Origin of the sequence: Saccharopolyspora sp. ID03-671 (assembly GCF_045278815.1) — a bacterium.
Taxonomy (GTDB): Bacteria; Actinomycetota; Actinomycetes; order Mycobacteriales; family Pseudonocardiaceae; genus Saccharopolyspora; species Saccharopolyspora ipomoeae.
Genome location: NZ_CP134054.1, coordinates 2,193,982 through 2,216,310 on the forward strand (window position 1 = coordinate 2,193,982; position 22,329 = coordinate 2,216,310).

20 protein-coding genes are annotated in these 22,329 nt (G+C 72.2%); 11 read left to right on the forward strand and 9 right to left on the reverse strand.

Features of this window, described 5'->3' with window-relative positions:
* Positions 1–10: 10 nt before the first annotated feature.
* Together edd and eda are read left to right on the forward strand one after the other, a co-directional pair.
* Positions 11–1,858 (forward strand): phosphogluconate dehydratase, encoded by a 1,848-nt coding sequence (edd, locus tag REH65_RS09740; protein ID WP_406692189.1) that lies wholly within the window; start codon positions 11–13, stop codon positions 1,856–1,858.
* Positions 1,859–1,899: 41 nt separating this feature from the next.
* A complete protein-coding gene (eda, locus tag REH65_RS09745) occupies positions 1,900–2,523 on the forward strand; it encodes a bifunctional 4-hydroxy-2-oxoglutarate aldolase/2-dehydro-3-deoxy-phosphogluconate aldolase (protein WP_406693132.1) in 624 nt (207 codons plus the stop codon).
* Positions 2,524–2,581: 58 nt separating this feature from the next.
* Here eda and REH65_RS09750 read toward each other — a convergent pair whose 3' ends face one another.
* From REH65_RS09750 to recA, 3 genes are all read right to left on the reverse strand, one after another.
* On the reverse strand, positions 2,582–3,238 hold the full coding sequence (locus REH65_RS09750) for an HAD family hydrolase (protein WP_406692190.1): 657 nt from the start codon (positions 3,236–3,238) through the stop codon (positions 2,582–2,584).
* Positions 3,239–3,383: 145 nt separating this feature from the next.
* Positions 3,384–3,980 carry a regulatory protein RecX gene (locus tag REH65_RS09755; protein WP_406692191.1) on the reverse strand — a complete coding sequence of 199 codons (597 nt, stop codon included), beginning with the start codon at positions 3,978–3,980 and terminating at the stop codon, positions 3,384–3,386.
* Positions 3,981–3,996: 16 nt separating this feature from the next.
* Positions 3,997–5,052: a recombinase RecA gene (recA, locus tag REH65_RS09760; protein ID WP_281457263.1), complete on the reverse strand. Its 1,056-nt coding sequence runs from the start codon at positions 5,050–5,052 to the stop codon at positions 3,997–3,999.
* 277 nt (positions 5,053–5,329) lie between these two features.
* Here recA and REH65_RS09765 point away from each other — a divergent pair, with 277 nt between their 5' ends.
* Positions 5,330–6,076, forward strand: coding sequence for a DUF4383 domain-containing protein (locus REH65_RS09765; RefSeq protein WP_406692192.1), 747 nt, complete (start codon positions 5,330–5,332; stop codon positions 6,074–6,076).
* A gap of 6 nt (positions 6,077–6,082) precedes the next feature.
* Here the strand turns inward: REH65_RS09765 and REH65_RS09770 are convergent, their stop codons facing one another.
* Positions 6,083–6,277 (reverse strand): DUF3046 domain-containing protein, encoded by a 195-nt coding sequence (locus REH65_RS09770; RefSeq protein ID WP_281457265.1) that lies wholly within the window; start codon positions 6,275–6,277, stop codon positions 6,083–6,085.
* 37 nt (positions 6,278–6,314) lie between these two features.
* On the opposite strand from REH65_RS09770, the gene REH65_RS09775 reads away from it, so the two are divergent.
* Both REH65_RS09775 and REH65_RS09780 read left to right on the forward strand, forming a co-directional pair.
* Positions 6,315–6,437: a hypothetical protein gene (locus REH65_RS09775; protein WP_281248770.1), complete on the forward strand. Its 123-nt coding sequence runs from the start codon at positions 6,315–6,317 to the stop codon at positions 6,435–6,437.
* Between the two features lie 234 nt (positions 6,438–6,671).
* The gene (locus REH65_RS09780) at positions 6,672–11,237 is read left to right on the forward strand and encodes an ATP-dependent helicase (RefSeq protein ID WP_406692193.1); all 4,566 of its coding nucleotides are present in this window, start codon (positions 6,672–6,674) and stop codon (positions 11,235–11,237) included.
* 3 nt (positions 11,238–11,240) lie between these two features.
* Here the strand turns inward: REH65_RS09780 and REH65_RS09785 are convergent, their stop codons facing one another.
* From REH65_RS09785 to REH65_RS09795, 3 genes are read right to left on the reverse strand one after another with little or no spacing between them, the layout of a single operon-like run.
* The gene (locus REH65_RS09785; protein ID WP_406692194.1) at positions 11,241–11,759 is read right to left on the reverse strand and encodes a GNAT family N-acetyltransferase; all 519 of its coding nucleotides are present in this window, start codon (positions 11,757–11,759) and stop codon (positions 11,241–11,243) included.
* Between the two features lie 58 nt (positions 11,760–11,817).
* Positions 11,818–12,552, reverse strand: a complete 735-nt coding sequence (locus tag REH65_RS09790; protein ID WP_406692195.1) for a maleylpyruvate isomerase N-terminal domain-containing protein — start codon at positions 12,550–12,552, stop codon at positions 11,818–11,820.
* A 22-nt stretch (positions 12,553–12,574) separates the two neighbouring features.
* Positions 12,575–13,030: an SAV_6107 family HEPN domain-containing protein gene (locus tag REH65_RS09795; RefSeq protein ID WP_406692196.1), complete on the reverse strand. Its 456-nt coding sequence runs from the start codon at positions 13,028–13,030 to the stop codon at positions 12,575–12,577.
* A gap of 249 nt (positions 13,031–13,279) precedes the next feature.
* Between REH65_RS09795 and REH65_RS09800 the strand changes: the two genes are divergently transcribed.
* Entirely contained in the window at positions 13,280–13,840 is a 561-nt protein-coding gene (locus tag REH65_RS09800) for a GNAT family N-acetyltransferase (RefSeq protein WP_281457270.1), read from the forward strand.
* A 64-nt stretch (positions 13,841–13,904) separates the two neighbouring features.
* Here the strand turns inward: REH65_RS09800 and REH65_RS09805 are convergent, their stop codons facing one another.
* Entirely contained in the window at positions 13,905–15,587 is a 1,683-nt protein-coding gene (locus REH65_RS09805) for a DUF885 domain-containing protein (protein ID WP_406692197.1), read from the reverse strand.
* Positions 15,588–15,699: 112 nt separating this feature from the next.
* On the opposite strand from REH65_RS09805, the gene REH65_RS09810 reads away from it, so the two are divergent.
* The 4 genes from REH65_RS09810 (at position 15,700) to REH65_RS09825 (ending at position 19,668) form a co-directional block, all read left to right on the forward strand.
* On the forward strand, positions 15,700–16,362 hold the full coding sequence (locus tag REH65_RS09810) for a DUF3153 domain-containing protein (RefSeq protein ID WP_281457272.1): 663 nt from the start codon (positions 15,700–15,702) through the stop codon (positions 16,360–16,362).
* 147 nt (positions 16,363–16,509) lie between these two features.
* Positions 16,510–17,628 (forward strand): polyprenyl synthetase family protein, encoded by a 1,119-nt coding sequence (locus REH65_RS09815; protein WP_406692198.1) that lies wholly within the window; start codon positions 16,510–16,512, stop codon positions 17,626–17,628.
* Between the two features lie 4 nt (positions 17,629–17,632).
* Entirely contained in the window at positions 17,633–19,108 is a 1,476-nt protein-coding gene (crtI, locus tag REH65_RS09820; RefSeq protein ID WP_406692199.1) for a phytoene desaturase family protein, read from the forward strand.
* 137 nt (positions 19,109–19,245) lie between these two features.
* A complete protein-coding gene (locus tag REH65_RS09825; protein WP_281457275.1) occupies positions 19,246–19,668 on the forward strand; it encodes a PPOX class F420-dependent oxidoreductase in 423 nt (140 codons plus the stop codon).
* Positions 19,669–19,714: 46 nt separating this feature from the next.
* On the opposite strand, the gene REH65_RS09830 is transcribed toward REH65_RS09825, so the two are convergent.
* Complete coding sequence (locus REH65_RS09830) at positions 19,715–20,080, reverse strand: Rv2175c family DNA-binding protein (protein WP_175548061.1); 366 nt, start codon at positions 20,078–20,080, stop codon at positions 19,715–19,717.
* A 147-nt stretch (positions 20,081–20,227) separates the two neighbouring features.
* On the opposite strand from REH65_RS09830, the gene pknB reads away from it, so the two are divergent.
* Positions 20,228–22,219: a Stk1 family PASTA domain-containing Ser/Thr kinase gene (pknB, locus tag REH65_RS09835; RefSeq protein ID WP_406692200.1), complete on the forward strand. Its 1,992-nt coding sequence runs from the start codon at positions 20,228–20,230 to the stop codon at positions 22,217–22,219.
* Positions 22,220–22,329: the final 110 nt, after the last annotated feature.

The window sequence follows — 22,329 nt, forward strand, 5'->3', positions numbered from 1 at the left end:
GGAGGCGATCATGGCGCCACTGCATCCCGTCGTGGAGCAGGTCACCCGCCGCATCGCAGAACGCAGCGCGCAGACCCGCTCCGCCTACCTCGACCGCATCAACGCCGCCGCAGCGGCGGACGGCCCCGTCCGGGGCGACCTGCCCTGCAGCAACCTCGCGCACGGCTTCGCCGCCTGCAGCGGATCGGACCGGCTCGCGATCCGCGGCGCGCGCAAGCCCGGGGTGGCGATCGTGTCGGCCTACAACGACATGCTCTCCGCGCACCAGCCCTACGACGAGTTCCCCGCGTGGCTGAAGGATTCCGTCCGCGAGGCCGGTGGTGTCGCGCAGTTCGCCGGTGGCGTGCCCGCCATGTGCGACGGCATCACGCAGGGCCGCACCGGCATGGAGCTGTCGCTGTTCTCCCGCGACGTGATCGCGATGGCCACCGGTGTCGCGCTGTCGCACGAGATGTTCGACGGGGCGCTGCTGCTCGGGGTCTGCGACAAGATCGTGCCGGGCCTGCTGATCGGCGCGCTGGCCTTCGGCCACCTGCCGACGCTGCTGGTGCCCGCCGGACCGATGCCCTCGGGGCTGCCGAACCGGGAGAAGAGCCGCATCCGGCAGCTGTTCGCCGAGGGCAAGGCGACCCGGGAAGACCTGCTGGAGGCCGAATCCGCCTCCTACCACTCCCCCGGCACCTGCACGTTCTACGGCACCGCCAACTCCAACCAGCTGGTCGTCGAGGTCATGGGCCTGCACCTGCCCGGGTCCAGCTTCGTGCCGCCGGGCACCCCGCTGCGCAAGGCGCTGACCGAGGAAGCCGGGCGGCAGGTCGTGCGGCTCGGCGAGGCCGAGCAGCGCACCCCGATCGGCGAGGTGCTCGACGAGAAGGCGATCGTCAACGGCGTCGTCGCGCTGCTGGCCACCGGCGGCTCGACCAACCACACGCTGCACCTGCCGGCCATCGCCGCAGCAGCGGGCATCGAGCTGACCTGGGACGACTTCTCCGACCTGTCGGCGGTCGTGCCTTCGCTGGGCAAGGTGTACCCGAACGGTTCGGCCGACATCAACCACTTCGCGGCGGCCGGGGGCGTGCAGACGCTCATCGGTGAACTGCTCGACGCAGGTCTGCTGCACGCCGACGTCCGCACCGTCGCCGGTCCCGGGCTGGACCGCTACCGGCAGCAGCCGTTCCTCGACGACGGTGAGCTGGTGTGGCGGGACGCGCCCGCGAAGAGCCTCGACACCGATGTGCTGCGCGGCGTCGACGACCCGTTCGCACCGGACGGCGGGCTGCGGGTGCTGGAGGGGAACCTCGGGCGCGCGGTGATCAAGGTGTCGGCGGTGGCCGCCGAGCACCGCACCGTGACCGCGCCCGCGCGGGTCTTCGACGACCAGCACGCGTTCAGCGCCGCCTTCTCCGCCGGGGAGATCGACCACGACGTCGTCGTGGTCATCCGCAACCAGGGTCCGCAGGCCAACGGCATGCCCGAGCTGCACGGGCTCACCCCGGCTCTGGGCGTGCTGATGGATCGCGGGCACCAGGTCGCGCTGGTCACCGACGGCCGCATGTCGGGCGCGTCCGGCAAGATCCCGGCCGCCATCCAGCTCACCCCGGAAGCCACCGCGGGCGGGCCGCTGGCGCGCGTCCAGGACGGCGACGTGCTCCGGCTCGACGCCGACCGCGGCACGCTCGAAGCGCTGGTGCCCGCGGCCGAGCTCGCCGCGCGGCAGCCCGCCGCAGGCGCGAACCCGGCTCCGTTCGGCACCGGGCGCGAGCTGTTCACCGCGTTCCGCCAGGCCGTCGGCCGCGCCGACCAGGGCGCGAGCGTGTTCGGGCAGGCGCAGCCGCGAACCGACCAGGTGCGAGCATGACCAGCGGCGGAACCACCGCCCTGACGCGATTGGAATCGAAGATGAACACCGCAGCCGACGTGTTCGACCTGGCTCCCGTGGTGCCGGTCGTGGCTCTCGACGACGTCGAGCACGCCGTTCCGCTGGCCGAAGCGCTGCTGCGCGGCGGGATCCGGACCATCGAAGTCACCCTGCGCACCGCCGCCGGGCTTCCGGCGATCGAGCGGATCGCGGCCGAGGTGCCCGACATGGTCGCGGGTGCGGGCACCATCACCGAGGTCGGGCAGGCCAAGCAGGCCGCCGACGCCGGTGCCCGCTACCTGGTCACGCCCGGCACCACCGACCGGCTCCTCGACGACCTGGACGCCTCCGGCGTGCCGTACCTGGCGGGTGCGGGCACGGTCTCGGAGGCGATGCGGCTGGCCGAGCGCGGGGCGAGCGCGATGAAGTTCTTCCCCGCCGAGCCCAGCGGCGGTGTGCCGTTCCTCAAGGGCATCGCCGGGCCGCTGCCGCACCTGCGGTTCTGCCCGACCGGCGGCATCAGCCCGGCGACCGCGCCGGACTACCTGGCGCTGCCCAACGTCGGCTGCGTGGGCGGCTCCTGGCTCGCGCCGAAGAACCTCCTCGCCGCGGGCGACTGGGCCAAGATCGAACAACTGGCCGCCGAAGCAGCCGCCCTCCGCTGATCCCCGGGGCGCCCGTCAGCGGGCGGGCGCCCCCACCCGAGCGGGAAAACCCCGGTTCTCAGGAGGCGAGGAGGGCGAGGGCTTGGGGGATGGAGTCGACCACCGGGCGGCCGGAGGTCGCGAGCTTGGTGCGGTCCATGACTCCGGTCGTGACGAGGATGCAGTGGGCGCCTGCTCGTTCGGCGGCGTGGGCGTCGTCGAGGACGTCGCCGATGAGGACCACCTCGGCCGGGTCGAGTTCCTGGACCTTGAGGTGGGCGCGGAGGTGCTCGTCCTTGGACCCTCCGCCGACCGCGGTGCGCAGGCCGTCCATCCGGTCGAAGAACCCGTGCAGGCCGCGGGCGGTGACCAGGTCGACCAGGTCGTCGTGGAACCACATCGACAGCAGCGATTGGGTGCCGCCGGTGTCCGCCCAGTCCCGCAGGGCGTTCGGGACGCCCTCGGCCATGCCGCAGGAATCCAGCAGTTCCCGGTAGGCCACGTGGTAGAGCTCGTCGACGCGGGCCCAGTCGTCCTCGGTGATCTCGCGCCGCAGCAGCCGCGCGTAGCAGTCGCGCAGCGGCCGGCTGTAGATCGCGCGCCACTCGTCGATGTCGATGTGCTCGCGGTCGAAGAGCGTGCAGACGCTGTTCACCGCCGACACCACGGCGTGGTTGTCGTCGAGGAGCGTTCCGTTCCAGTCCCACACGATGTGCCGGGGGCTCGACTTGGTCATGACCCCGGACCCTACGACGCCCGCCCGACGTTCTGGTACCCGCGTCCCACAGTCGGAGAGCTCCGGCGAGCGCACCGGGCCCCGGGAGCGGGCCGTTCAGCTCGCGGGATTCAACCGGCTTTCACCCCAGCGACCCAGGGGCGGATCAGGGCAGGTCGAGGTCCGAGTCCGCCGCGGGATCCCCGGCGTTCTCGATCTCCTCCTTGACGATCCGGTAGGCCAGACCTTCGGAGTAGCCCTTGCGGGCGAGCATGCCGACCAGGCGGCGCATCTTCGCGGTGTGCTCGACCGAGCCCATGCCGCGCAGCTTGCGCTGCACGAGCTCGCGGGCGCGCTCCGCCTCCGCATCGCTGTCCACGTTGGACAGAGCGGATTCCACCAGGTGCTCGTCGATGCCCTTGCGGCGCAGCTCGAACCCCAGCGCCTTGCGGCCCAGCCCCTGCGAGCGCTGACGCTGGTTGACCCACTCCTCGGCGAACGAGGCGTCGTCGACCAGGCCCGCGTCGACGAACTTCTGCAGCACGGCATCGGCGATCTCCTCGTCGATGTCCTTGCGCAGCAAGGCCTGCCGCAGCTCAAGACGGCTGCGCGCGCGGCTGGCCAGCAGCCGGTACACCACGTCGCGCGCCTGGGCGGCGGGGTCGTCGGGCTTGCGCTGCGGCTTGGTGTCCGCAGCGCCGTCCCGCGGTTCGGAGTCGGGGGTGCGACGTCCGCGCCCCCGACTCCGGCCTTCGTCGTTCATCCGCGCCAAGGCCGGATCAGAACTCGACCGGCGCGGGCTCGGCGGCGGCGTTGTCGCCCTCGGCGTCGAGGGTGGCGCCGATGCCGAGCTTCTCCTTGATCCGCTTCTCGATCTCGTTGGCCACGTCGGGGTTCTCCCGCATGAACTTGCGGGCGTTCTCCTTGCCCTGGCCCAGCTGGTCCCCCTCGTAGGTGTACCAGGCACCGGACTTGCGGATGATGCCCTGCTCCACACCCATGTCGATCAGCGAGCCCTCGCGGCTGATGCCGACGCCGTAGATGATGTCGAACTCGGCCTGCTTGAACGGCGGCGCGACCTTGTTCTTGACGATCTTCACGCGGGTCCGGTTGCCGACCGCGTCGGAACCGTCCTTGAGCGTCTCGATCCGGCGCACGTCCAGCCGCACCGAGGAGTAGAACTTCAGCGCCTTACCACCGGTGGTGGTCTCTGGGGAGCCGAACATGACGCCGACCTTCTCGCGGAGCTGGTTGATGAAGATCGCGGTGGTCTTGGCGTTGTAGAGCGCGGAGGTGAGCTTGCGCAGCGCCTGGCTCATCAGCCGGGCCTGCAGACCCACGTGGCTGTCGCCCATCTCGCCCTCGATCTCGGCGCGCGGCACGAGCGCGGCCACCGAGTCGATGACGATGATGTCCAGCGCGCCGGAGCGGATCAGCATGTCCGCGATCTCCAGCGCCTGCTCACCGGTGTCGGGCTGGGACACCAGCAGCGCGTCGGTGTCGACGCCGATCGCCTTGGCGTACTCCGGGTCCAGCGCGTGCTCGGCGTCGACGAAGGCCGCCGTGCCGCCGAGCTTCTGGGCGTTGGCCACGGCGTGCAGGGCGACCGAGGTCTTACCGCTGCTCTCCGGGCCGTAGACCTCGACGATGCGACCGCGCGGCAGGCCGCCGATGCCCAGCGCGACGTCGAGCGAGATGGAACCGGTCGGGATGACCTCGACCGGCGGCCGCGAGTCGTCGCCGAGCCGCATGACCGATCCCTTGCCGAACTGCTTGTCGATCTGGGCGAGCGCCAGCTCCAGCGCCTTGCCCTTGTCCGGTGTCGCTGCTGCCATCGGGGTCCACCTCGGTGAAGTCTTCGAGTCGGGTCTTCGGGCGACTCTCTTTGCGGGCGAGTCGTTCACGTCGTTTCAGACGCTACGGGCTGGGACCGACAATCCGACTCGCGGGGTTTGCGGGCGCTCCCGGTCCCGTGGCACCCATACTAAGCGAACGGATGTTCGAGCGCCGAACCGACACGCCGGTCGAATCACCTGGTCGTGTGACGGTGCGATCAGGGGCTCGTGGGAGGACACTCGGGACGACCTCGTGTTTTCCCAGGAGGTGCTCATCATGCGCATGGATCGCTACCTTCCGCCGGAGCACCCGCTGAACCGCTTCTACCGGGTCGCCGCCGCCGTCTTCGGGGCGTGCCTGATGGCCTTCGGCGTGCTCGGGCTCGCCAACCGGGTCCCGCTGTTCACCACCGACGGCATCGACGTGCTGGGCCTGTCCAGCAACGGGCTGCTGGCCGTCGTGTCGATCGTCGTCGGCGCGATCCTGGTCGGAGCGGCCGCCTGGGGCGGACCGGTCTCCTCCACCACCACGGCCGCCATCGGAGTGCTGTTCTTCCTGTCCGGGCTGGTCAACCTGGTCCTGATCAGCACGTCGTGGAACATCTTCGCCTTCGAGATGCAGAACGTGGTGTTCAGCTTCGTCGCGGGCCTGGTGCTGATGTTCTTCGGCTTCTACGGCCGGGTCAGCGGTGGGCTTCCGCAGGACAACCCCTACGTGCGCTACCGCCACCACGAACCGCCGGTGCAGGAGGACCCCGACTCGGTGCTCGCCGACGAGCGGCGGATCTCCGAGCTGGAACCGATGTGCAACGACGAGATGGCCGTGGCCGAGGGCCGCGCCACCCCCGAGCAGCAGCGCCGGGTCGCCGCCGAGCGGATGCGGCACCTGCGCCAGGAGCGGCGCCGCGCCTACGAGCACTACCGCGAGTCCCACCGCACCGAGCAGCAGGAGATCAGCGCCCAGAACCTCTGGGCCGACTTCCAGGACGGGGAGAGGCCGGAGAAGTCCAGCCCTGCCGGGTGAGGTGCCTCAGCGGCGCTCGGCCGGGACCTCGAAGGCGTCGCAGACCGCCGACCAGACCTCCTTGGTCGTGTAGCCGTCCTCCAGGGCCTGGTCCACGGTGCGCCCGCCCAAGGACGAGAACACGTGGTCCTGGGCGAGCATCTCGGACCTGACCCGGCCGAACTCCTCGGCCATGCGGTGGCGGAAAGCGGTGTGGCGCATCGTCGACCAGCGTACGTGTCCCCCGTAACCTGGTGATGTGCTGCTCCTGCAGGCCGACCCGACCGGCATGTCCACGCCCCTCGGCAAGCTCGTGATCGCCGCGACCCTCATCGCGGTGATCGTCCTGGCCATCCGCTTCTTCTGGCAGAACCGCCGCTAGGAACTGTGCTGTGGTCACCCTGCTTGGCGGTGCGGGTAGCGGAACCTGAGCGCTTCCGTGGACTCCGTGCCCCGCTCCTGATGTATGCCAAACACGGCGTCCCGGCGTACTCGCCACGAAAGCGCTCAGAACCCGCGACGGTGCCAGCTGAGTCCCACACCTGAAACAGCGGCTCCCGCCGCACTGCGATCAGCGACCAGGCCGACTGTCGGTGACGTGGTCCAGCATGGGGACGTGAACGACGTGCTGGAGGGGTTCTCCGCGGCGACCCGCGACTGGTTCCGCGGGGCCTTCGACGCGCCCACCGAGGCTCAGCGGGGCGCGTGGGAGGCCATCGCGGCGGGCGAGCACGCCCTGGTGGTGGCACCGACCGGTTCCGGCAAGACGCTCGCGGCGTTCCTGTCCGCGCTCGACCGGCTCGCCGCCGAGGACGTGCCCGCCGACCCGAAGAAGCGCTGCCGGGTCCTCTACGTGTCGCCGCTGAAGGCCCTGGCCGTCGACGTGGAGCGGAACCTGCGCGCTCCGCTGGCCGGGATCCGGCAGGCCACCCGGCGGCTGGGCGGCGAACCACCGGACGTCCAGGTCGGCATCCGCACCGGCGACACCCCCGCCGACCAGCGTCGATCGTTCGCCCGCAAACCGCCGGACGTGCTCGTCACCACCCCCGAATCGCTGTTCCTGCTGCTCACCTCGGCGGCGCGCGAGTCGCTGACCGGGGTGGAGACGGTGATCGTCGACGAGGTGCACGCCGTGGCCGGGACCAAGCGCGGCGCGCACCTGGCGCTGTCGTTGGAACGGCTCGACGCGCTGCTGGACCGTCCCGCGCAGCGCGTCGGGCTGTCGGCGACCGTGCGCCCGGTCGAGGAGGTGAGCACCTACCTCGCCGGTGGCCGGCCGGTGCGCACCGTGCAGCCCGCGCACCCCAAGGAGGTCGAGGTCCGGGTCGAGGTGCCGGTGCCGGACATGGCCGAGCTCGGCGCGTCCTCCGGCGACGACGGCGACCAGACCCCTGACCAGCACACCTCCATCTGGCCGTCGGTGCAGGAACGAATCCTGGAACTGATCCGGCAGCACCGGTCGACCATCGTGTTCAGCAACTCCCGGCGGCTCGCCGAACGGCTCACGGCGGGCATCAACGAGCTCGCCGTCGAGCAGCCGGAGCCGATGTCCCGCTTCCCCGCCGAAGCGGTCGGCGGCTCCGGGGTCGGCGCGGGAGCCCCGCCGGTGGTGGCCAAGGCGCACCACGGGTCGATGTCGAAGGAGCAGCGCGCCGTCGTCGAGGAGGAGCTCAAGTCCGGGACCCTGCCGTGCGTGGTGGCCACGTCCTCGCTGGAGCTGGGCATCGACATGGGCGCGGTGGACCTGGTGATCCAGGTCGAGACGCCGCCGACGGTGGCGTCCGGTCTGCAGCGCATCGGCCGCGGTGGCCACCAGGTCGGCGCGGTGTCGCGCGGGGTGGTCTTCCCGAAGTTCCGGGGTGATCTGGTCGGCTGCGCGGTGGTGTCGGAGCGGATGGCCGACGGGCTCATCGAGTCGCTCACCTACCCGCGCAACCCGCTGGACGTGCTGGCCCAGCAGATCGTGTCGATGACGGCGATGGACGACTGGCCGGTGACCGAGCTCGCCGCGCTGGTCCGCCGGTCGGCGCCCTACGCGGGCCTGCCCGACTCGGCGCTGCACGCGGTGCTGGACATGCTCGCCGGGCGCTATCCCAGCGAGGAGTTCGGCGAGCTGCGGGCGCGGATCGTGTGGGACCGGGTCAACGACGAGCTGCGCGCCCGGCCGGGAGCGCAGCGGCTCGCGGTGACCTCCGGCGGCACCATCCCCGACCGGGGTCTGTTCACCGTGACCACGCCCGGCGACGAGGAGGCCGGGCGGGGCGGCGTGCGGGTCGGCGAGCTCGACGAGGAGATGGTCTACGAATCCCGCGTCGGCGACACGTTCCTGCTGGGCACCAGCGCGTGGCGGGTCGAGGACATCACCCACGACCGGGTCGTCGTCACGCCCGCGCCGGGCCAGCCGGGGCGGATGCCGTTCTGGCGCGGCGACCAACCGGGCCGTCCGCTGGAGCTCGGCCGAGCGCTGGGGGCCTTCGTCCGCGAGCTGACCGGTGCCGACGCGCAAGCGGCCCGGGAGCGCATCACCGCCGCGGGACTGGACGAGTGGGCGTGCGACAACCTGCTGTCCTACTTGGACGAGCAGCGGCGGGCCACGCGGCACGTGCCCGACGACCGGACGATCGTCGTCGAGCGGTTCCGGGACGAGCTCGGCGACTGGCGGATGGTGGTGCACTCCCCCTTCGGCGCCCAGGTCAACGGCCCGTGGGCGCTGGCCGTCGGCGCGCGGATCCGGGAGCGCCGCGGCATCGAACCGCAGATCGCCTCCTCCGACGACGGCATCGTGATCCGGCTGGCCGACGCGCTGGACGAGTCCGGGGCCGAGGTGCTGCCCACCGCCGACGACGTCCTGCTGCCGCCCGAGGAGGCGCAGCAGCTGGTCACCGACGAGGTCGGCGGCTCGGCGCTGTTCGCCGCGCGGTTCCGGGAGTGCGCGGCTCGCGCGCTGCTGCTGCCGCGTCGCGATCCGCGCCGCCGCACCCCGCTGTGGCAGCAGCGGCAGCGGTCGGCGCAGCTGCTGGCCGTGGCGTCGCAGTACGAGCAGTTCCCGATCGTGCTGGAGGCGATGCGGGAATGCCTCCAGGACGTCTACGACGTGCCGGGGCTGACCGAGCTGATGCAGCAGGTCGCGGCCCGCAAGGTGCGCGTGGTGGAGGTGGAGACGCCGACGCCGTCGCCGTTCGCGCGCAGCCTCCTGTTCGGCTACATCGGCATGTTCCTCTACGAGACCGACGCTCCGCTGGCCGAGCGCCGGTCGGCCGCGCTGAGCCTGGACTCGACCCTGCTCGCCGAGCTGCTCGGCTCGGAGGCCCTGCGCGAGCTGCTGGATCCGGAGTCGCTGGACGAGATCGAGCAGCAGCTGCAGCGCCTCGACCCCGATCGCCGGCCGCGCGACGCCGAAGGCGCGGCCGACCTGCTGCACTTCCTCGGCGATCTGTCCACGTCGGAGGCCGAGAAGCGCGGTGTGCGGCCGGAATGGCTGGAGGAGCTGGCCGAGCAGCGCCGCGTCCTGCAGGTCCGGATGGCCGGGGAGCAGCGCTGGATCCCGATCGAGGACGCCGGCAAGGTCCGCGACGCGCTCGGCGTCGCGCTGCCGGTGGGCGTGCCCGAGGCGTTCACCGAACCGGTCGCCGATCCGCTCGGGGACCTGCTGATCCGCTACGCGCGCTGCCGCGGCCCGTTCACCGCCGAGGCCGCCGCGCAGCGGTTCGGGCTGGGCGTGGCGGTGGTGCACGGCGTGCTGGACCGGCTCACCGGTTCCGGGCGGTTGGTGCGCGGCGAGCTGCGCCCGCTGGAGTCCGGTGGCGGCGGCGCGCTGGAGTACTGCGACGCGGAGGTGCTGCGCCGGTTGCGGCGGGCGTCGCTGGCCCGGCTGCGCGCCGAGGTCGAACCGGTGGAACCCGCTGCGCTGGGCCGGTTCCTGCCCGTGTGGCACGGCATCGGGGCCCGGTTGCGCACGGCGCCGACCGTGGACGACGTGTACGCGGTGGTCGAGCAGCTGGCCGGGGCGCCGGTTCCGGCGAGCGCGCTGGAGTCGCTGGTGCTGCCCGCGCGGTTGCCCGGCTACTCCCCCGCCCTGCTGGACGAGCTGACCGCGACCGGCGAGGTGAGCTGGGTCGGCTCGGGCTCGCTGGCCGGGGGCGACGGGTGGATCGCGCTGGCGCCCACCGACGTCGCCGATCTGCTGCTGCCGGACCTTCCCGAGGAGCCGCCGGATTCGCCGCTGCACCGCGCCGTGGTGTCGTCGTTGGAGGGCGGCGCGCTGTTCTTCCGGCAGCTCGCCGACCGCGCGGGGGCGCTGCTGCTGGAGCAGGAGGAGGCGGCGCCCGCCGACGACGCGGTCACGGCCGCGCTGTGGGACCTGGTGTGGGCGGGGACGGTCACCAACGACACGCTGGCACCGTTGCGCTCGCTGGTCTCCGGCCGGGGTGCCGCGCACAAGCCGCGTCGCAGCGCCCCGCGCGGCCGGTACGCGCGGCTGCGGGCGGGGCGCCCGGCGATGCCGCCGCGCGGCGGGCCGCCGACGGTGTCCGGGCGCTGGTCGCTGGCTCCGCGACCGGCCGCCGAACCGACGCGTCGCGCGCACGCGCGCGCCGAGGCGTTCCTGGAGCGGCACGGGGTGCTGACCAGGGGCGCTCTGGACGTCGAGCGGGTGACCGGGGGTTTCTCCGCCGTGTACAAGGTTCTTCGGGCGATGGAGGAGTCCGGGCGCTGCCGTCGCGGGTACGTGATCGAGGGCTTGGGTGCCGCGCAGTTCGCGGTCCCGGGCGCCATCGACCGGTTGCGGGCGCTCGCCGGTGACGACGAGACCGGCGGTGACGCGGTCGTGCTGGCCGCCGCCGACCCGGCGCAGCCCTACGGCGGTGCGCTCGACTGGCCGGCCGCGATGGGCGAGACCCGGCACCGGCCCGGCCGCAAGGCGGGCGCGCTGGTGGTGCTGGTCGGCGGCGAGGCCGTGTTCTACGTCGAACGCGGGGGCAAGTCGCTGCTGTCGTTCACCGAGGACGAGTCCGCGCTCCGGGCGGCTGCGGCCGGGCTGGCACGCGTGGTCCGGGAGGGCTGGCTCGACCAGCTCTCGGTGGAGCGCGCCGACGGCGAGGGCGCCTGGGGTTCGAAGTTGGCCGAGGTCCTCACCGAGGTCGGGTTCCGGGCCACCCCGAAGGGCCTGCGCCTGCGGGCGTGAGCCCTACAGCTCCAGGAACGGTGCGGCGTAGGCGAATTCGCCGCGGGCAGACGGGTCGTGGGTCGTCAGCGGTCGGGCCTGGAAGTGCGGGGCCCACTCGGGAACCGGTGGCGTGATGCCGAGCTGCGCGGCGGGTTCGAAGCCGAACCTCGGGTAGTAGTCGGCGTGCCCGAGCAGGACGACCAGCGGTTCGCCGAGGGCGTCGGCGGCACCGAGCACAGCGTGCATCAGCGCCGATCCGACGCCCGTGCGCTGAGCGGCCGGGTGCACGCCGAGCGGGCCGAGCCCGAGCGCCGGTGCGTCGCCGATGTGCGCGCGGCTGCACACCACGTGCCCGGTGATCTCGCCGTCGCGTTCGGCGACCAGCGAGAGCTCCGGCAACCACGCCGCGCTCGCGCGCAGGGCGTCGACCAGCCCCACCTCGGCGGGGAGGGCCTGCGGGTTCTCGGTGTCGGCGAACGCTTCGGCGTGCACGCGGCGAATCCCGGTGATGTCGGCGGCGTTCTCGCGGCGGATCAGCATCCGCCCACGATGTGCTCCCTCCTCGTTCCGGGCAACCGAATTTCGCGGCGCCCGCCCGTCACCGGGTGGCCAGCTGGAGCAGCCCCCAGAGCTGAGCGATGGCGTCGGGGTCCCCGCTGGTCTCGACGGCGCGGTTGGGCAGCCTGCCCCACATCCACAGGTAGACGGCGCTGGGATCGCCGCCGACCACCGCGTCCGGTGTCGTGGTGGCCACGTCCTGCGAGCTGGTGACCGCGGCGCCGCTCGGGTCGGCGGTGATCAACCAGTTGCGGCCGGGCACGTGCACGCCCACCGAGCACGGCCGCGTGGCGGTGATCTGCAGCGAGTGCAGCCGGTAGCCGAAGAAGACCCGCAGCACCTCGTCGACGCCGTCGGTGGCGACCTCCGGATCGATCGGCGTGTGCTCGATCCCGGCGGCCGTCTGCACGTCGGCGCGGTGCACGGTGGTGGCGTGCAGCATCCGGCGCACCCAGAAGGCCGCGGTGTGCTGCTCGGGCCACCAGGTCGGGCACGGGTCGTGCGGTGGTCGGGAGACGAACTCGGCGAGCAGGTCGGCCATCCGCACGGCGAACCGGTTCGTCAGCTCCCGCAGATCCGGCGTGCCGGGGAGTTCCCAGCGCCGGTGCGCCTCCGGCGATCCGAGCCAGGACAGCACGTCCTCGCACAGGTCGCCGAGGTGCCGGACCGTCTGGCCGACGGTCCGGCCGGACGCGCTGAACACCGGTGCGTCGACGTGCACGTCGTGCGTCGCCGCGGTCAGCAGCTGCGCCTCGATCCCCAGTTGGTCGAGCATGCGTTCGTGTTCGAGTGCCACATCAGTACCGTTCACGCGTCGCCCCCAGCAGGCTTCGTCCCACGATGCCGAGGAATTCCCGGCTGTTGTCCAGCAGTTCGTCGGCGTGCGCGTCGGTCGTGGTCGGGATTCCGGCCTCGGCGGCGGCGCGCCGGTTGGTGTGCGCGGCGAAGTGGGCCGCCCACTCGCGCAGTTCGGGAGCAGCCGCGGTCAGCAGCTGCCAGACACTCGCCGGTCGCTTGTCCTGGCGGTGCGTCGCGCGCGCCACGACCACCGCTGTGGCCGCCCGCAGCGCCGCCAGGTGCGCGGCCACGAACCGCTCGCCTGGGCGCTGGGCGGTCTCGGCCTCGTGCAGGCAGGTTCGCGCGTGCAGCAGCAGCGAGAGCGCGCCGGCCGGCGTGTCCGCCTCCGGCGTGGGCCCGCGGTTCTCGGCGGAGTGGCGCGGCGACGGGATCGACAGGTCGGTGGGATAAGACATCGGCTCTCTCCCTTCGGCTGTGGGGTCCGGCGGCGGGGCGCTTCCCCCACCCCGTCGCCGGACCGGTGTTCGAACGAGAGTTCGTCGAACTGCCGTTCGAACATGGCCAGATTAGCGCCAGCCGGAGATCGACTCAAGCGATGCGCTGTAGCTCACCTGTTCGAGTCGCGAACCTGCGGAGGTGATCATTGAATCGCGTAGTCCGGGAGCGAGAAGGACCGCGAGTGCGGGAGGAGTTAGTGTTCGGCCGTGACCGCTGCGCCCTCCCCCAGCTGCGACCGGGTTGTCGAACTGACCACCGATCAGTTGCGAGCGAGACTCCCCGAGGCCCTCCGGATCTACGTGACCGCGATGGGCTACCCGCCCGTGACCGCTCAGCAGCGCGCACCGATGTGGTCGGCTCACATGCTGCGCGCCGGCTGGCGCTGCATCGGCGCGTTCAACGACGACGACGAGCTCACCGGCATCGGCTACGGCTACCTCGGCGCCCCCGGCCAGTGGTGGCACGAGCAGGTCCGCCGCGGCCTGGAGGACACCGGCGGCGACCCGGGCACCTGGCTCGAGGACTACTTCGAGCTCACCGAGCTGCACGTGCACCCCAGCGCCCAGGGCGCGGGGCTCGGCGAGGAGATCCTGCGCAGGCTGCTCGACGGCGCGCCGGGCAGCAAGGTCCTGCTGTCGACCCCGGAGGGGCCGACCCGCGCCTGGAAGCTCTACCAGCGCGTCGGTTTCCAGGACGTCCTGCGCAACTACAGCTTCACCGGCGACCCCAGGCCCTTCGCCGTCCTCGGCCGCCCCCTCCCCCTGTAGACCCGGCGTCGAGAGCCCCGGTCCTCGCGCGATGAGAACCGGGGCTTTCGACGGCGACGCCGCGTCAGAGCCGGGTGAGCTGGTCTCGGAGGGTGTCGAGGCCCATCGAGCCCATCTTCAGGGCTTCGGTGTGGAACACCTTGACGTCGAAGGCCGAGCCGTGGCGCCGGCGGGCCTCGTCGCGGGCGGCGCGCCAGAGGCGTTCGCCGAGCTTGTACGACGGGGCCTGGCCCGGCCAGCCCAGGTAGCGGTCGATCTCGTCGCGGACCTGCGCCGGGTCGGTGATGGTGCGCGAGAGCATGAACTCCAGCCCGAGCTCCGGCGTCCACCGCTCGCCCTCGTGGAACCCGGTCCCGGCCGGGATCTCCAGCTCCAGGTGCATGCCGATGTCGACGACCACGCGCGCGGCGCGGAACAGCTGGTCGTTGAGCATGCCCAGCAGGTCGCCGTCGTCGGAGAGGTAGCCGAGCTCGCGCATCAGCCGCTCCGCGTACAGCGCCCAGCCCTCGCCGTGCCCGGAGACGAAGCAGGCCAGCCGCTGGAACTTGTTGAGCCGCTCCGCCTCGTGCACCGAGGTCGCCACCTGCAGGTGATGCCCCGGCACGCCCTCGTGGTACACAGTGGACACTTCGCGCCAGGTCGGGAAGTCCTCCCGGTCGGCGGGCACCGACCACCACATCCGGCCCGGACGGGAGAAGTCGTCGGTGGGACCGGTGTAGTAGGCGCCGACACCGCCCCCGGGCGGGGCGATCTTGCACTCCAGCCGCATCAGCGCGTCCGGGATCTCGAAGTGCGTCCCGCGCAGGTCCGCCAGGGCCTGGTCGGAGAGCCGCTGCATCCACCGCTCGAACTCGCGCTGCCCGCGCACCCGGTAGCGCTCGTCGGCGTCGAGCGCGGCGGCGGCCTCGGCCAGCGAGGCGCCCGGCTTGATCCGGTCGGCGACCTGCTTCATCTCGGCCTCGATGCCGGAGAACTCCTGCCAGCCCCACTCGTAGGCCTCGCGCAGGTCCAGCTTCGCGCCGGTGAAGTAGCGGGACCACAGCCGGTAGCGCTCCTCGCCGACCGCGTCCTTCTCCGGGGCCTGGGGCAGCAGGTCGCCGCGCAGGAAGTCGGCCAGGCCCGCGTAGGCCTCGGCAGCCTGCTCGGCGGCGGTCTCCAGCTCCCGGCGCAGCGAGTCCTCGACGACCTGGGCGCGGCCGACCATCGCGGCGAAGAACGACTCACCGCCGGTGCGCCCGGACCAGGTGTCGCACTGCTCGGCGACCTTGCGGACCTGCCGCGCGGCCGCGACGTCGCCGGAGGCGGCGGCTTCGGCGAGCCCGGCGCGCAGCCCCAGCACCGCGCGCGGCATCGCCGCCAGGCGGCGGCCGATCGTCCGCCAGTCGGCGGCGGTGTCGCCGGGCATGAGGTCGAAGACCTGGCGCAGCTCCTGGGCGGGGCTGGCGATGACGTTCAGCGAGGACATGTCCGCGCCGATCTCGTGCAGTTCGACGTCGAGACCGACGCGCTCGGTGAACACGGCCTGCGCGATCCGCTCGGAGTCGTCGGCCGGAGTCGCCTCGCGCACCGCGGCGAGGCTCCGAGCCGCCAGCTCCGCGCGGGCCCGGTGACCGTCGGGCGAGTAGTCGGTCAGTTCCTCTTCCCCACCGGGCACGCCCAGGTAGGTGCTCGCGATCGGATCCAGCGCCGCCAGCTCGTCGACGAACCGGTCGCTGATCGCGTGTACGCCGTTGTGGTCAACTCCCATGCCGCCACGCTAGCGCGCGCCGAAAGAACCGACGCGATACGACGAAAAGCGGACACGCGTGAGTCGATCACACGAACGGCGAAGGTCCCGTTTCGGTGGCAGCATCCCTCGCGTGGAGGGGAACACACCGCGTCGCGCGCTGAAGCTGCTGCTGGTCGTCGTGCTGTGCACGCTGCTCAGCGGCTGCCTGCACGTCAGAGCCGCCATGACGATCTCCGGCGAGGACAAGGTCTCCGGCGAGGTGCTGGTGGCCACCGAAACCCCGGACGGCAAGGTGCCGTTCGAGCTGCGACCACCTCCCGATCTCGCCGACCGCGTGCACGTGCGCCCCTACAAGGAGGGCACCCGGGTCGGCGCGAACCTGTCGTTCAACGACCTCTCCTACCAGGAGATCGAGCAGCTGGCGGCCGCGATGAGCCCGGCGGACTCGCGCTTCTCGCTGAAGATGTACCGCACCGGCTCGCTGGTGGTCTTCGAGGGATCGGCGGATCTCACGCCGCTCGCCGACACCGATTCCGGGATCGAGCTGAAGATCAGCGCGCCGGGCGAGATCACCACCACCAACGGCGAGGAGAGCGCCGGCACGGTCACCTGGCTGCTGCAGCCGGGCGAGATCACCCAACCGCAGGCGACCTTCCAGTTCTCCACCGGCTCCGGCCTGGACTGGATCGGCTGGGCGCTGCTGGTCTGCGGTGTCGCGATCGTCTCGGCGGCGCTGGTCGGCGCGCTCGCCCTGCGCAACCACCTGCGCACCAGACCCGGTGCTCGGCTCTGAGACGTGCTGGGGATCGCTCCGCGCGGCGGCGCGGACGGCGGAACCCAGCGCCGTCACGCTCCGGAGTTTTCCCAGCTACGGGGAGCAACGCAGTGGCCCCGCAGGAAGCCGCGCGAACGCATCGCGCAGGATGGAGGTGTGCCTCCCATGTATTCGGCCACCATGCGGGCCCCCGGCGGCAACGCCGATTTCGAAGCTGATCTGCCCGGTCACGTCCAGCGGACGCTGACGGCCTACTTGCAAGCGCGGCGCGACGAGGCGGCCGACCTCGATCCCGCCGTCGGGGCCGCTGTGGCCGAGCTCAACGACTTCGTGCTCGGCGGCGGCAAGCGCATCCGCCCGACCTTCGCCTGGTGGGGCTGGCGGGCTTGCGGCGGCGCGGCCGACGGGCCGGAGGCCGCGGCGATGTTGCAGGCGGCGAGCGCGCTGGAGCTGATCCAGACCTGCGCGCTGGTGCACGACGACCTCATCGACGAGTCCGACACGCGGCGCGGCAAGCCGACCGTTCACCGGCGCTTCCAGCAGCAGCACCGCGACTCCGACTACACCGGCGACGACACCCAGTTCGGCATGGCCGCCGCCGTGCTGCTCGGCGACCTGGCGCTGGCCTGGGCCGACGACATGCTGCACTCCGCCGGCATCCCGGCCGAGGCGATGCAGCGAGCGCTGCGGCCGTGGCGCGCGATGCGCACCGAGGTCCTCTCCGGCCAGTACCTGGACGTGCTGGGCCAGGTGAACGTCGACGAGTCGCCCGAGGCCGCGCTGAAGATCTGCCAGCTCAAGGCCGCTTCCTACACCGTCCAGCGGCCGCTGGAGATCGGCGCCGAGATCGCCGGGGCGGGCCCCGAGGAGCTGGCGGCGCTGCGCCGCTTCGGTTCCGACATCGGTGTGGCCTTCCAGCTGCGCGACGACCTGCTCGGCTTGTTCGGCGACCCGGTGGTGACCGGCAAGCCCGCCGGGGACGACCTCCGCGAGGGCAAGCGCACGGTGCTCATCGCCGAGGCCGTGGCCGAGGCCCGCGAGCGCGGGGACCAGGAGAAGCTGGACCTGCTGCACGAGGTGCTGGGCGACCCGCTGCTCACCGAGGAGCGGGTGGAAGCGGCCCGCGAGGTGCTCACCGAGCTGGGGGCGGTCACCGCCGTGGAGAAGCGGATCACCGAGCTGACCGGGTCGGCGATGCTCGCGCTGCACACCGCCGGGCTCGACGAGCCGGCGGCGTCGCGGCTGGCCGAGCTGGCCATCGCGGTCACCGACCGCAGCCACTGATCCGATGCGCGCGGTCGCCGGTCGCACCGACCACGTGGTGATCGTCGGCGCAGGTCTCGCGGGTCTGTCGGCCGCGCTGCACCTGGCCGGTGCCGGACGTCGCGTGACGGTGCTGGAACGCGCCGACGTGCCCGGCGGGCGCGCCGGGCTGCACGTGCTCGACGGGTACCGGATCGACACCGGGCCGACGGTGCTGACCATGCCCGAGCTGCTCGACGAGGCGCTGCACGCGGTCGGCTCGTCGGTGCGCGAACGCCTCGACCTGGTCCCGCTGCACCCGGCCTACCAGGCGCGTTTCGCCGACGGCTCGGAGCTGGCGGTGCACACCGACGCCGAGGCGATGGAGCAGGAGGTCCGGCGGCTGGCCGGGCCGCGCGAAGCCGACGGGTACCGGCGGCTGCGGCGCTGGCTGACCGAGGTGCACCGGGCGGAGATGCACCGGTTCATCGACGCCAACTTCGACTCGCCGCTGGACCTGGTCTCGCCGGAGCTGGCGCGACTGGTCGCGCTCGGCGGGTTCGGCAGGCTCGGCCCGGCGATCGGGCGGTTCCTGCGCGACGAGCGGGTGCGACGGGTGTTCTCCTTCCAGGCGCTCTACGCCGGGCTGGACCCGCGCCGCGCGCTGGCGCTGTACGCGGTGATCTCCTACATGGACACGGTCAACGGCGTGTGGTTCCCGCGCGGCGGCATGCACGCGGTGCCGACGGCGATGGCCGAAGCGGCGGCGAGCGCCGGCGTGGAGTTCCGCTACGGCGCCGAGGTCACCGGGCTGGAGCGCAGCGGTGATCGGATCACCGCGGTCCGCACCGCCGACGAGCGGGTCCCGGCCGACGCCGTGGTGCTCACCCCGGACCTGCCGGTGGTGCACCGGTTGCTGGGCCGGAGCCCGAGGCGCCGGTTGCGCTGGTCGCCGTCGGCGGTGGTGCTGCACGCGGGCACCACGCGCGACTGGGGTTCGGCGCACCACACGATCTCGTTCGGCGAGGCCTGGCAGGACACCTTCGCCGAGATCATCCGCGACGGCCGTCCGATGAGCGATCCGTCGCTGCTGATCACCAGGCCGACCGCGAGCGATCCGTCGCTGGCGCCGGAGGGCCGCGAGCTGCACTACGTGCTCGCGCCGTGCCCGAACCTGCGGACCGGGCCGATCGACTGGCGGCGCGTGGGGCCTCGCTACCGGGACGAGCTGGTGGGCGTCCTAGAACGCCGGGGCTTCGCGGGCTTCGACGCCGCGATCGAGACGTCGGAGCTGGTGACGCCGCTGGAGTGGGCGGCGGAGGGGCACGCCGCCGGGACGCCGTTCTCGGCCGCGCACACCTTCTCCCAGACCGGGCCGTTCCGGCCGAGGAACCTGGTCCGGGGGCTGGGCAACGTCGTCCTCGCCGGGTCCGGGACGACGCCGGGCGTCGGCGTCCCGCCGGTGCTGATCTCGGGCAAGCTCGCCGCGCAGCGCGTGGTGGGCGGTTTTAGCCATAATTAACCGGGCAAAACGGACATTGATCATGGGTGATTATGGCTAAACCCGTCCCGGATGGCGCCACGCGGGCACTCTGACGATGATGCTGGGGGGCTGATCATCGCGGTCCCGCAACGACACCCAGTGAGCTAGGAGTTCGCATGTCCAAGCCGCCGCTGCCGCCCGACGCCGTCGAGCTGCTGCGCCGCGCCAACCCGTCCGTGATCACGACGCTGCGCTCCGACGGCACGCCGGTCTCGACCCCCACCTGGTACCTGTGGGAGGACGACGGCCGAGTCATGATCAACATGGACGCCGGGCGGGTTCGCCTCAAGCACATCCGGCGCGACCCGCGCGTGACGCTGAGCGTCCTCGACTCCGGCGACTGGTACACCCACGTCACCATCGTCGGCCGGGTGACCGAGTTCGCCGACGACGAGGGCCTGGTCCACATCGACCGGCTCGCGCAGCACTACCTCGGCGACAAGTACCCAAACCGGGAGAACCCGCGGGTCACCGCGTGGATCGAGGTCGACAGGTGGCACGGCTGGGGCGCCATGAAGGACAACAACCAGCCCGGCTGAGCCGCACCGGCCGCGGGTGGCGCACCTGTCGCCACCCGCGCCGGTCTCAGAAGCCCATCGCTTGAGCGCGCCGCTTGACCTCGCGGCCCCGATCGCCGCGCAGGGCGTCGATCGGAGTGCCCGGGAGCGTGTCGTCGGCGGTGAACAACCAGCGCAGGATCTCGTCCTCGTGGTAACCGGCGTCCCGGAGCAGGGTGATCGTGCCGGGCAACCCCTTCACGATCTCGTCGTCGAGGAAGAAGGCGCTGGGAACGCCCAGCTCCTTGTTCCGGCGCAGGGCGAGCAGATGACCATCACGAATGAGTTGATGCACCCGGGTGACGGACCGGCCGAGCTTCTCAGCCACGGCGGTCAGCGGCACAACCTCCACGTCGGGGGCCAGCACGTCCGGGGCAGCAGGGATTGCAACCACGTCGAACACCTTGCCACATCGCAGCCCGGTGTGCCGAGCACCGCTCGCGTAATCTCGTTGATCAACACCCTCGCCCGACCGACCACCGGTATCGTGCGCGTACCTGCCACAATCGGGGGTGGCAAGGAACCCGGGGAATGGCGAGCGATGACATCTGAGACGCGGCAAGGGCAGGGCAACGGCCTCGTCGGAGCCTTCCTCGAGCGTCGCTACCGGGTGGACTCCGTCATCGCTCGCGGCGGCATGTCGACCGTCTACCGGGGCCTGGACACCAGGCTGGAGCGCCCGGTCGCGCTGAAGGTGATGGACGGCCGCTACTCCGGTGACCGCTCGTTCGTCGACCGCTTCGAGCGCGAGGCCCGGTCCGCCGCGAAACTGCACCACAACGACGTCGTCGCCGTCTACGACCAGGGCGTGGACCACGGCCCCGACGGCGACCACGTGTTCCTGGTGATGGAGCTCGTCGAGGGCTGCACGCTGCGCGATCTGATCATGGACCGGGGCGGCAAGCTGCCGCCGGCGATGGCGCTCAGCGTCATGCAGCAGGTCCTCTCGGCGCTGGCCGCCGCGCACCGGGCGGGCATGGTGCACCGCGACGTCAAGCCGGAGAACGTGCTCATCGGCAACGACGGTTCGGTCAAGGTCGCCGACTTCGGGCTGGTCCGCGCCGCCGCCGAGGCGGGCACCACCAGCGGCAGCATCATCCTGGGAACCGTCGCCTACCTCTCCCCCGAGCAGGTCACGACGGGTGCCGCCGACGCGCGCACCGACGTCTACGCCGCCGGGATCGTGCTCTACGAGCTGCTGACCGGTCGCCCGCCCTACGTCGGCGACACCGCGATGTCGGTGGCCTACCAGCACGTCAACGACGACGTCCCGCCTCCCGCGCAGACCTCGCCGGAGGTGCCGCCCGCGATCGACGCCCTGGTGCTGCGCGCCACCCGGCGCGACCCGGCGCAGCGGCCCGCCGACGCCGAGGCGTTCCTGGCCGAGCTGGACCAGGCGCGGACCGACCTGGGCATCGAACCGGTGGCCGTGCCGGTGCCGGCCTCCGAGGCGCGGACCGCGCTGATGCCGCCGGTCGCCGACCCGCCGACCGAGCAGTTCCCGACCGTGCGCGCCCAGCCGACGCGGGTCGAACCGCTGCCCGCGGCCCAGCCGCCGCGCCAGCACACCCGCGCGCTCGCCCGCCCGGCCACCGACGAGTACCACGCCCCACCGCCGGGTTCCGGCATGGCACCGGAACGCCGCCGGGGCCGCCGCAACGGGGCCATGTGGGCGCTGGTCGTGCTGGTGGTGGCCGCGCTGGTGGGCGGGGCCGCGTTCTGGCTCGGCTTCGGCAGCTCCGTCGCGGTGCCCAAGCTGGTCGGGGTCTCCGAGCAGCAGGCCGTCCAGTCGCTGGAGAGCGCGGGCCTGAGCGCGAACGTGAGCAAGGAGAACGACAACGACGTGCCGGAAGGCATCGTGCTCAGCTCCAGCCCCGCCGAGGGCTCCAAGGTGCGCAGCGGTGGTTCCGTCGACGTCGTGGTCTCGCTCGGCAAGCCCGCGGTCCCGCAGATCGCGGCGGGCGTCACGGTCGCCGAGGCCGAGAACCTGATCCGCAACGCCAAGCTGCAGCCCAAGCAGGACTCCTCCGGTTCCCGGTACGACCGCAACGTTCCCGAGGGCCGCGTGATCGGCGTCGACCCGGGTCCGGGCACGCGGGTGAACCTCAACTCCGAGGTGTCGCTGATCGTCAGCAAGGGCCCGCCGCCGGTGCAGGTCCCGGACGTGCGCGGGATGAGCCGCGAGGACGCGTTCACCACGCTGAGCAACGCCGGTTTCGAGCCCTACGACGCGGGCCAGCAGTTCGACGGCGACATCGACGCCGGGAAGGTGATCAGCACCAACCCGGCGATCGGCACCGAGGTGAAGCTGGTCGGCCAGCCGCGGATCGGCGTGGTCGTGTCCAACGCGGTCCCGGTCCCCAGCCTCAACGGCATGAAGGTCACCGAGGCGCAGGCCCAGGTCGCCCAGCTCGGGCTGCAGCTGAGCGTGCAGGCGCTGTTCCAGCGGCAGGACATGGTCATCCTGGGTCAGTACCCGCTGCCGGGCAGTCGCGTGCAGCCGGGCTCGGCCATCCACGTCACGGCGTTCTGATCACCAGCCTCGGGGTCGCCTCTTCGGTGGAAGATCTCCACCCGGCAGTGTGATCCTGATCTCGTGTCCGACTTGTAACGTTTCTCCGACGTGTGGATCTACCTGGGGCG

Coding starts and splice junctions, on each gene's coding strand:
- REH65_RS09785 (WP_406692194.1), bottom strand. CDS start 11,759: ATGCTGATCCGCCGCGAGAACGCCGCCGACATCACCGGGATTCGCCGC.
- REH65_RS09770 (WP_281457265.1), bottom strand. CDS start 6,277: ATGCGCCACACCGCTTTCCGCCACCGCATGGCCGAGGAGTTCGGCCGG.
- REH65_RS09815 (WP_406692198.1), top strand. CDS start 16,510: ATGTATTCGGCCACCATGCGGGCCCCCGGCGGCAACGCCGATTTCGAA.
- REH65_RS09795 (WP_406692196.1), bottom strand. CDS start 13,030: ATGTCTTATCCCACCGACCTGTCGATCCCGTCGCCGCGCCACTCCGCC.
- REH65_RS09790 (WP_406692195.1), bottom strand. CDS start 12,552: ATGCTCGACCAACTGGGGATCGAGGCGCAGCTGCTGACCGCGGCGACG.
- REH65_RS09750 (WP_406692190.1), bottom strand. CDS start 3,238: ATGACCAAGTCGAGCCCCCGGCACATCGTGTGGGACTGGAACGGAACG.
- eda (WP_406693132.1), top strand. CDS start 1,900: ATGAACACCGCAGCCGACGTGTTCGACCTGGCTCCCGTGGTGCCGGTC.
- REH65_RS09805 (WP_406692197.1), bottom strand. CDS start 15,587: ATGGGAGTTGACCACAACGGCGTACACGCGATCAGCGACCGGTTCGTC.
- pknB (WP_406692200.1), top strand. CDS start 20,228: ATGACATCTGAGACGCGGCAAGGGCAGGGCAACGGCCTCGTCGGAGCC.
- REH65_RS09825 (WP_281457275.1), top strand. CDS start 19,246: ATGTCCAAGCCGCCGCTGCCGCCCGACGCCGTCGAGCTGCTGCGCCGC.
- crtI (WP_406692199.1), top strand. CDS start 17,633: ATGCGCGCGGTCGCCGGTCGCACCGACCACGTGGTGATCGTCGGCGCA.
- REH65_RS09765 (WP_406692192.1), top strand. CDS start 5,330: ATGCGCATGGATCGCTACCTTCCGCCGGAGCACCCGCTGAACCGCTTC.
- edd (WP_406692189.1), top strand. CDS start 11: ATGGCGCCACTGCATCCCGTCGTGGAGCAGGTCACCCGCCGCATCGCA.
- REH65_RS09755 (WP_406692191.1), bottom strand. CDS start 3,980: ATGAACGACGAAGGCCGGAGTCGGGGGCGCGGACGTCGCACCCCCGAC.
- recA (WP_281457263.1), bottom strand. CDS start 5,052: ATGGCAGCAGCGACACCGGACAAGGGCAAGGCGCTGGAGCTGGCGCTC.